At 39.1% G+C, this 6,927-nt stretch carries 5 protein-coding genes; 3 read left to right on the top strand and 2 right to left on the bottom strand.

Annotation, left to right across the window (positions count from 1 at the left end; all coding sequences use genetic code 11):
* Positions 1 to 164: 164 nt before the first annotated feature.
* Positions 165 to 2,021, bottom strand: coding sequence for a P-loop NTPase fold protein (locus tag IY568_RS23400; protein ID WP_194868852.1), 1,857 nt, complete (start codon positions 2,019 to 2,021; stop codon positions 165 to 167).
* An 82-nt stretch (positions 2,022 to 2,103) separates the two neighbouring features.
* Positions 2,104 to 2,787 carry a hypothetical protein gene (locus IY568_RS23395; RefSeq protein WP_194868851.1) on the bottom strand — a complete coding sequence of 228 codons (684 nt, stop codon included), beginning with the start codon at positions 2,785 to 2,787 and terminating at the stop codon, positions 2,104 to 2,106.
* A 339-nt stretch (positions 2,788 to 3,126) separates the two neighbouring features.
* On the opposite strand from IY568_RS23395, the gene IY568_RS24980 reads away from it, so the two are divergent.
* From IY568_RS24980 to IY568_RS23380, 3 genes are all read left to right on the top strand, one after another.
* Positions 3,127 to 4,260: a BRCT domain-containing protein gene (locus tag IY568_RS24980; protein ID WP_228553543.1), complete on the top strand. Its 1,134-nt coding sequence runs from the start codon at positions 3,127 to 3,129 to the stop codon at positions 4,258 to 4,260.
* A gap of 281 nt (positions 4,261 to 4,541) precedes the next feature.
* Positions 4,542 to 5,297, top strand: a complete 756-nt coding sequence (locus IY568_RS23385; protein ID WP_194868850.1) for a hypothetical protein — start codon at positions 4,542 to 4,544, stop codon at positions 5,295 to 5,297.
* 34 nt (positions 5,298 to 5,331) lie between these two features.
* A complete protein-coding gene (locus IY568_RS23380) occupies positions 5,332 to 6,084 on the top strand; it encodes a hypothetical protein (protein ID WP_194868849.1) in 753 nt (250 codons plus the stop codon).
* The last annotated feature ends 843 nt before the right edge of the window (positions 6,085 to 6,927 follow it).

Here is a 6,927-nt window from a genome sequence, read left to right as displayed (position 1 = left end):
TGGATTGTTAGTATGTAACATGAGAGTTACTCCTTAGTTGTTTTGAACAAAGATTCGACACCTTTATCAAAACGGGTAACTCTCAATTTTTCAAATCGAAATGTCAGGTCTGGTCGGAACTAATTCAAATTAAGCTCTGATTGCCTTAGAGTTGACACCACTCACTAGGGAGATCGTGTTTGTCTTTCCTCAATTTTGGCAACTGATCTATCAAGCTCCGTGACTAGCTCAAATATTGCTCCTCTTTGCATTCTCCCGTTTATTTCCTGCCGTTTTATCATTAATTGCTGAGAGAGGTCTTTAAGAATACTTAGTTCTGCTCGGTCTTTCTCAGGTTGATTACTGATGTTGTACCTTTCTTTTATGAGGCCCGCAAATTCAATAACCTCCCAGTTACTCCATTTAGTAACGGCATCTGAGAACCTTTTAGCATCGAAGATATCAAAAAATGGGGTATGTTCAATTTTTCCTCTATGGCTAGTGTAGGTTTGTCGCCAGTTTTGTAAGAATACGTTTTTGAGTTGCCTACGTTGATACACTTCAGCACGTTCATATATTATTGCCATAGCTACCTGAAACTCTTTGGTAGATAGTTGCTCTGAACAGATTCGCCAGGGTAAGTATCTGTCTCTGATTACTGTGTCTAAGTTAATTACTTCATTTTCATGCATTCTATTAATCAGCTTTTGGGAGACATCTGCGGAACAAGTGTTGTCGAAGTATCCTTTTCCTTGCAACATTAGGTATCTATCACAGCAGGTTATCCAGTCATCCCAATTTACTCTGTACTCTTTGAAGAGTAACTCTTCAACCTTGCTAATACCTTTTTCAAATTCTTCCTCTGATTCAAACGAATAAAAGCCACTCAGTTTTATGATATCAATATGATGATAAATTCTCGGAAGTTGAAAACGGTCAATGTAATCTTTATCGGAAACATCAGGTAGCACGTTAGTAAAACAATATTCAACTAAACTAATATTAAACTTTAAATTAAAGGTTTGAAAAAGGTAGTATAACTGTTTGCAAGCAGCACTTTCTTTACTTTCATCCTTTACGGTTCCTCTATCGTCCTTTTGAGTTTTATCTCTTATCTCCAACTCTTTCTCTAATAGAGTCTTATGCCATTCTTGACTGGATTTTCCTATCTGTAAAAAAGCACCTAAATTAAGTGTATGTGTGTAGCAGAACAGAGTAGTCAGAACTATGTGTTGCGCTAGAATTTCCGTACTCTTCTTGTTATCAACTCCTTTTATGTCATTAACTTTTTCTAGCAGCTTTATGATTCGATTTATTGCTCGCTTAATAACGCGCAAATTTTTGATATCAAGATCATGGACCTCAGCTCCTCTAAAGGCTGTAAATAAGGCTTGCCTAAGCGTATTATCTAGTTTTTCATTGTAAATATCTGCAACAATATTCAGAAGCTCTTCAGTTGTTCTGTTGAGCCTGATGACATCACTAAACACCTTTTCAACTTTTGACTCAGCTTTAAGTGCTTTTACGTTCGCAATGGCAATAATTTTGAGCTTGTTATGTTCTGCAAACTTTAGGCATATACCCATGATGTCAGCAATTAGCTTTTCATCGGTTAGCCGCTCTAAGTCATCAATAACAAGAGTTATATCTTTTATTCTGTTAATAGCCTCTTGGCGCAGGAGTCCAGTTACACCAGCAATGGTGCCTTGAATAACTCCGGCTGTGTTCTTATCAGCGCCGCACATTTGCGCTAGCTTATCGCTAAATTTGGTTACACCTTGCAGGTACTTAGAGCCTTCTCGTTGATTAGATATATAGAGAGAGACTACTTGGTCTAGGAACTCCGCAACACTAGTTATCCCGAAGGCTGAAATGTAATGATATTCCCCGAACACTTCTGGTTGTTCTGCAATAATAGGCCGCAGCTCGTTCTCTATTAAGTAAGTTTTACCAATGCCCCAGTCACCATCCAGGAGGACGATAGGAGGGTGGCTCGTTTCTTTTAATTGCTCAATAATCTGAAGTGTTGTTTTGCTGGTCATAGTACTCGCCGTTAATCCTTTTTAATTAGAGTTTTAAAGTGGTACTCGTATGCTACCGTACATTTAAATAAGGGCTTAAACCCTAGGGCTTTTTGAGGTCACTATTTGATTCTTCTGTCTTTCTAGTCTCAGAGTTATTCTGGACAGCCGGATGCTGCTTGGACGTTGTATTTTGAATTTGCTTCTGCTGTAATTCTAATCTGGTGTGATTGATGTTTGTATTCATCAAAGCTATTTCAAGCTGCTTCTCGGCTAAGTTGATATTTTGGGTGGCCACAGATACCGACACTGAAACAGCGGCAATAGATATGAGAGCAGAAGCAATCGAAATGTACCTAGTCATTACGTTGTGCTTTACGGAGTCTGAGTGGCGACGTTCCGCATCATTGTGTGCCTGCACTTTTAAGTATAGGTCCATGCCTTTTTCAGTTAAGTAATAGCCGTTATGTCTTCTGATTTTGGTACGATTTGGCGTTAGCTCATCATCCTCACGTTTACGCCAATCTTTGATAAAGTTATTTTTTCTTAAGTGCATCAGTATAGTTTCGCAAGCGTCAAATTTGGCTTGTAAATCTTCCGGAGGAGCACAGTTGCTTGGGTAAGCATTTGCTAAAAAGTTATCAAGTGTTTCAGCTAGTTCAGGAAACTTATTGTAACTTTCAAAATCGCCAGGGAACAAAAGTGTAGGTTCTGCTATAGCTACAATAAGTCTGTCCAAATGAAATGGTATGCTTTTGGCGGTAAGGGGATTGGTAGTGTTGTTCATTCATATCCTTAATAGTGAATTCAATTTTGACGATTTACGGGAGTTGTATTCCCAACAGCTCATCCTGTTAATTTCGCATTATAGAGTATCGCCCTGTTTAGCCAAGGGGGGGGGTAAGTTATCAGGGTTTTTATTTTTTTTGGAATTTATTATTGCTTCCACTAATTGAATAAAGATACAGATCCAATCTTTAAAGACACTTTTCCATTGTCCTGCGGTGACTCTGCATAATTTTCAATAAGATCCAATAAATAACAACCCAACCACTGTATCAATAACCATATTGTTACAATTTCAGCATTAAGTTAGCATCTTATTGGTTGTTAACAAGGAATGCTTATGTTTGATCAACAGGAACTGAAAACTAAGTCTGGAAGTGCCGAATACAAATACGAGCTGGCTTACATGGCCGATATGGTAAAACGTTGGAAACCCCGCGCTCGTGCCTCAAAACAATTGATTTGTGAAACTAAACGAGTCGACGGTGATTACATCTTAAAAACCAGCCACTGGAAATACAAAGTGCTTTATGGTCATCGCGAAGCGCTTGGTATTTTCTTCGCTCAGCGCATTGAAGATAAAAAGCCAGTGATGCGATGGACCCAGAAGCTTTGTCTTAACTTCAAGGCTGGTGATCTCTACGAACGCAGGGATGGACTTGGTTGGATTCAGGTATTTTACGCAATAGAAATGGGCTGGGACATGGAAAACGGGGCGATGCATGAGGGCACCGTGACCTATGATGTTTATGGGAACATTAATGGGGACTATACCCGCAGTGAAAGAAAGACCTGCACACAAATGGAATTTCTCGAACTCCTGATTACGGGAGGTACTGCCTATAAAGGCAGAGGTATCGTAATGCAAACTGAACCACGTTCAACCAAAAAACATGATCGTGTGCTTGATACGCTCATTGGCCTTGCTAAAGGCTTAATCGCAGATGGGAATGTGAATCAGGCAGAGGCCGAGTTTTTGCAAGTATGGCTGGTCCAAAACATGGGTTGTGAAAGTCCTATACTCACCAACTTACTAGATAAAGTGTCGGATATGCTATCCGATGGAAAGCTGGACGAAAACGAATCTTCGGAGCTTCTTCAGATACTCGGTACATTGTGCGGTGACGCCGTAGAGCTTGGAGAAGTCGCAAAACCAGCTTCATTGCCATTGTGTCAACCAGCGCCGCCAATTGAATTTAAAGGGCATAACTTTGTACTCACAGGGTCTTTTGCGCACGGTTCCAGGGAAGAGTGTGAGAATATCATTACGCAACTGGGTGGCAATAATGAGAAGTTGGTAACAAAAAGGCTCGACTACTTGGTGGTTGGCACATATGTAACTGACACCTGGGCACATGAAGGGTTTGGCCGCAAAATAGAAAAAGCCATGGAGTACAGAGACTCTGGAGCTGCGCCGATTAAGATCGTTAGCGAAGAGCATTGGCTGAAACATGCTGGGTTAAAAGGACACTAACGATGAAAGATTCTTACAATTCTATCTGCACGGGTACCTGTCATTTTTTTGCCGCTGGCCTCCTTTACCATTGACAAGAGTTGAATATATTTTATGTACTTATCTCAGTTATTCTGGCTCAAGCAAATATGCTTCCATTCAATATACACCCATATTTAGAGAATATACGATTCTAACAATGGTAAACAAAGTTATTGAGTCATATCACTAAAGGGCAATGGAATTTTGTAGTGCATGTTCCAGTAAGAGTTTTCGGTGATAACACAAATAGGGAAATAAAAATGTTTTTTCTTAAGTCTTTGGAAGCACTCCCCGGCTATGAGTTTATTTGCAGTATGTATCACTTTGTGAGGCGACCTGAGATCATGGATGGGGAATGGGAAGCAGCACCACTGAATAAAGCTGGGTATAACTTAGTTCAATCATTAGTCTTGGTAACTACTTTTACAGTTACGCTCGATTGGATATTGAAGAAAATTGATATCTTTGACTTTCCTAAAATTATTAATCCAGTTTTTTTGACACTTAGTATGGGGGCTCAGGCGCTTCTTTTTGGAGTGATGTACTGGTTTTTTGCTTCTACATTCACCTGTGCAAAGAAAAAAGGAATTCATAAGTTGTATTTTCATCAAGTCATGCAAACATATTCGGTATTGAACTTTTTCGCTGTATGTTTACTTTGGTTAGCAATGAATCGAATAGTTACTACAGGGAATATAGAAAACCCAGTAAGCAAAGGTGACTTATGGATAGGGGGTGGGTTGGGAGTAGTTACATTGCTACTACTATGGCGACTACTAGTGGTACCAACTTCTAAGTACTTGGGCCGGTATTACTCCATGAAGCTTTCATGGTTTTTAACATTTGTTATCTTTTGCGCAGCTTTATTTTCAAATAAATACATCTACATTGATTTTAGTGACTACCTTCTTGATAAGAAGGGATATTGTGAATATTTATATAATAAAGAGAAAGTTCCCGTGGGCCAGAAAGGTTGTTTTATCGGTAAATGCATAGGGTTTTTAGATTTTAATTGAGATTTTTACTTAGATATATAGGGTTTGTTTATAAATGGAAGGTGAGGTTAAAATAGTAGCTGCATTGATTGGTGTAGCGGGTTTAGTGCTCGCAGCATTAATGAGCAGCATTGGATATTTATATCGAGTTCGGGTTGAGTCGAAGCGTAGTGCAAGGAAAGTTCTTTATCTTTTATTGGAAATAAGGTTTTCGCTAAATGCCTCATTGTTTAACGAAAAAGAATCTACGGATGCTTACTTAAAGTATTATTTGAATAGATTGAATGAGCAAGGAGTAGTGATTACCTATGAAGAGTTAGCTATGCAACTAAGAGGCATTGTTGAAAGTTATTTTTTGAATATTTCTAAAGCTTCAAAACCTGATATTGCAGGAAGATTACTTAAGCATCTTGAAGATGCGCTATTGGAGCTATCTCAAAAATCACCAGTACTGGCTTATCGCTTAACAGGTAAGGAGAATCTCGAATCCATTGCAGATGTCAGCTCTTCTTATTTAAATAATACAGCTAATGAGTTTGCGGATAAAATAGATGAAGAGTGGATGAAGCAAGTTCTTTTGAAGTTTTCCCAAGAAACTGAGCAAGATGCATTGAAAAAGATATCGGGTCAGTTAGATGGTGATATAGAACTATTGTCAAAGCACTGTGGCTGGTTTGAAAGGCGTCGGTGTAAAAATGTACTAGCTATAAAGTATGGAAATTTTAGTGACGAAACATTTGCAGAGTTGGACGATAAGATTGAAAAACTTTTTGAAATGGTAAAAGTGAAAGTACCGGCAGCTGATTGATTTACCAGGGAGCGAAGTCATAATCAAGGCGACATCAGTGAAGTTGAGGTTTTAATCGTTATTTAAAACTATTCACGTTGACAATGCGTACAGCACAATCAGGTGGTAAAGAAGCTATCACTTGTGTTTAATTGTCGTAATAGCTGCGTGATATACATGGTAATTTTTTAAATTAGATTGTTAGTATAGCAGAAGCGTTTCCCGGAGTATTTCATTTGTTTAATGAACACTTCCCCCTACACAATACCTTAAACAGAACCCAGGGTTCTCGATAACAGCCTTAGCCAGTTTAATTGAATCTTTCCAGCAGGTGCGGTGCTGCATATGCGGCCGTGCCGATGGTACCGATCTTCAGGTCCTCATTAAGGCTGCGTCAGTCGCAAAAGCTGTCTGCTAGGTGAGCGGCAAAAATTGCGATCAGTACCGACTTAAAATAGTGAAAGAACATGAAGCGTTTGCCATCTATATGCATTTGCACCACAACTGCAGAAAAGAACATGGAAGGGAGTTTGCCTCATTGTTTAAAATCTCAAAAATATCAATCCAACTCATTGTTTTGTCTTTGTCATTCGTTCCCTGGCGCTTTAGTCAAATTTTAAAATGTCCACTTCTTGCTGTAGCTCCCCCATAAACTGCAACATCTTTGTTCAACGCCTAGATAAGAGTAGGAAAAGGCAGAGCCAGTAAATGGGGGAGTTACAAACGCAATAACCTATCTAAGCAGCAGGTTTTGAACGTTAACCTTGGTGTGTCTAAACTTAAGGAAGCTATGGCAAAGCATATGACAGGGCTGTTGAGGTCATGTGTTCTTATTGCTTACTTTGAATCAGTGACCGTTTCAGC

The sequence above is a fragment of the Pseudoalteromonas sp. PPB1 genome (assembly GCF_015356275.1).
GTDB classification, from domain to species: Bacteria; Pseudomonadota; Gammaproteobacteria; order Enterobacterales; family Alteromonadaceae; genus Pseudoalteromonas; species Pseudoalteromonas rubra_D.
Note: the sequence above shows the minus strand (reverse complement) of the source record. Positions and strands in the feature narration are given on the sequence as shown.

Excerpts from the sequence above, each read along its gene's own strand:
- IY568_RS23395 (WP_194868851.1), bottom strand. The coding sequence starts at position 2,787 with ATGAACAACACTACCAATCCCCTTACCGCCAAAAGCATACCATTTCAT.
- IY568_RS24980 (WP_228553543.1), top strand. The coding sequence starts at position 3,127 with ATGTTTGATCAACAGGAACTGAAAACTAAGTCTGGAAGTGCCGAATAC.
- IY568_RS23400 (WP_194868852.1), bottom strand. The coding sequence starts at position 2,021 with ATGACCAGCAAAACAACACTTCAGATTATTGAGCAATTAAAAGAAACG.
- IY568_RS23385 (WP_194868850.1), top strand. The coding sequence starts at position 4,542 with ATGTTTTTTCTTAAGTCTTTGGAAGCACTCCCCGGCTATGAGTTTATT.
- IY568_RS23380 (WP_194868849.1), top strand. The coding sequence starts at position 5,332 with ATGGAAGGTGAGGTTAAAATAGTAGCTGCATTGATTGGTGTAGCGGGT.